We start from the raw sequence: 2349 nt of genomic DNA on the forward strand, positions 1-2349 counted from the left end.
CGACTACGAGCTCGGCGAGTTCGCCGACTACATGCGCAAGGAGATCCACGAGCAGCCCGACGCGCTGCGCCGGGCGCTGCTGGGACGGCTCGACGAGCGGTTCGCCACCGCGAAGCTCGGCGGCGTCAACCTGGACGCCCGTCAGCTGCGCAACATCAAGAACGTGAAGTTCCTCGGCTGCGGCTCCGCCTACTACGCCGGCCAGATGGGCGCCGCGCTCGTCGAAGAGCTCGCCCGGATCCCCGCCGACGCCGAGCCCGCCAGCGAGTTCCGGTACCGCAGCCCCGTCGTCGACCCGGACACGCTCTACGTCGCGGTCTCCCAGTCCGGCGAGACGATCGACACGCTGATGGCCGTCCAGGAGCTCAAGCGGAAGGGCGGCCAGGTCATCGGCGCCGTCAACGTCGTCGGCTCGGCCATCGGCCGGGAGTGCGGTCACGGCATCTTCCTGCACGCCGGCCCGGAAGTCGCGGTCGCGTCCACCAAGGCGCTGACGAACATGGCGGCCAACTTCGCGCTCCTCGCGCTGCTGCTCGGCCGGGTGCGCGACCTGAGCGCGGCCAACGGCGAGCGCATCGTCAACGGCCTGCGCAACCTGCCCGCCCAGGTCGCGGACATCCTGTCCGCCGAGGAGGAGATCGCGACGGTCGCCAAGCGCTTCGCGACCGCCGACCACATGTTCTTCATCGGCCGGGTCCGCGGCTGGCCGGTGGCCCGCGAGGGCGCGCAGAAGCTGAAGGAGATCTCCTACGTGCACGCCGAGGCCTACCAGGCCGGCGAGCTCAAGCACGGCCCGCTCGCGCTGATCCAGCCGGACATGCCGAGCGTCGTGATCGTCCCGGCCGACGGCCTGATCTCGAAGAACATCTCGACGATCGAGCAGATCAAGGCGCGCGGCGGCCCGGTCATCGCGGTGACCTCAGCGGGCATCCCCGACGGCCTCGCGGACGCCACGATCCGGCTGCCGAAGGCGGAGCCGGAACTCGAGCCGATCCTTTTCAACGTCCCGCTTCAGCTGCTCGCTTATCACGCCGCCAACAAGCTCGGACGGGACATCGACAAGCCGCGCAACCTGGCTAAGAGCGTGACGGTCGAATAGCGGGCGTTAACTCGGAGCACGGGACCGTTCGGAAGAAAGTCAAAAGAATTTATTATCCCGAACGGTCCCGTGTTTCACGTCTCAGCCGGCCGGCACCAGCTCAGACCGGCACAACCTCGACCGGCGCGCCTTCGGCGGCGGTGTCCTCGTCCGGCGAGTCCTCCGCGGCGCGCGACTGCACCGCCGCGATCGACTCCCGCAGCTCCTCGGGGACGGCCTGCTCGCACCAGACGACCTTGCCGCTGTGCGTGCGGCGCGCGCCCCAGTGCTGCGCGAGCTGGGAGACGACGTGCAGGCCGCGGCCGTTCTCCGCGTCCTTGTCGACCTGGAGCACGCGGGGCAGCGCCGGGGAGGAGTCGTGCACCTCGCAGACCAGCGACTCCGGCTCGAGAACCAGGTGCAGCTTGATCTCACCGTTGGGCGCGTACCTGATCGCGTTGGTCACCAGCTCGGAGACGAGCAGCTCGGTGACCGGGAGCAGGTCCTCCAGGCCCCACCGCTTGAGCGGGTCGCGGACGAGTGACCGGGCGTGGCTGACCGACGTGAACTCCGGCTCGAGCGGGAAGCACTGCCGGTGGTCCTCGGGGATGCGCCTGAGCTTGGCGATGAGCACCGCGATGTCGTCGCGCTTGGCGTCGGCGTAGACGCCGTCCAGCGCCGTCTTGCACAGGTCTTCGAGGTCCTTCTCCGGCGCGCCGGGACCGAAGGCCGACTGCAGCCGGTCCAGGCCCTCGGAGATGTCGCGGTCACGCGATTCGACGAGCCCGTCGGTGTAGAGCACGAACAGCGAGCCGTCCTCGATCTTCACGATCTGGGTGTCGACTATGCCGTCGCCGATGCCGAGCGGCGGTGACGGGGTCACCTCGAGCAGCTCGTTGGTGCCGTCCGGGTGGACCAGCAGCGGCGGCAGGTGGCCGGCGACGGCCAGCTCGATCTCGCCGCTGACCGCGTCGTAGACCGCGTACGCGCAGGTGGCGAAGTGCGGCTCGCGTGCGCCGATGGTCTGCATGAGCTCGTCGAGCTGCTGCAGCGACTCGGCGGGCGGCAGCTCGAGCATGGCGAGGGTCTGGATGGCGGTGCGCAGCCGCCCCATGGTGACCGCGGCGCGGACCCCGTGCCCGGCGACGTCGCCGACGACGAGCGCGACCCGCGCGCCCGGCAGCCGGATGGACTCATACCAGTCGCCGCCGACCTCGACGAGCTCGCTGCCCGGCAGGTAGCGGTGCTTGACCTCGACCGACGACGGGGAG

2 protein-coding genes are annotated in these 2349 nt (G+C 70.1%); one reads left to right on the forward strand and one right to left on the reverse strand.

From position 1 onward, the window contains the following. A partial coding sequence (locus VME70_06935) for an isomerizing glutamine--fructose-6-phosphate transaminase (GenBank protein HTW19928.1) occupies positions 1-1099 on the forward strand: 1099 nt, incomplete at its 5' end. A 100-nt stretch (positions 1100-1199) separates the two neighbouring features. On the opposite strand, the gene VME70_06940 is transcribed toward VME70_06935, so the two are convergent. Next, positions 1200-2349: ATP-binding SpoIIE family protein phosphatase (locus VME70_06940; GenBank protein ID HTW19929.1), on the reverse strand; the 1150-nt coding region annotated here is incomplete at its 5' end.

This window comes from Mycobacteriales bacterium, assembly GCA_035504215.1.
In the GTDB taxonomy this organism is placed as follows: domain Bacteria; phylum Actinomycetota; class Actinomycetes; order JAFAQI01; family JAFAQI01; genus DATAUK01.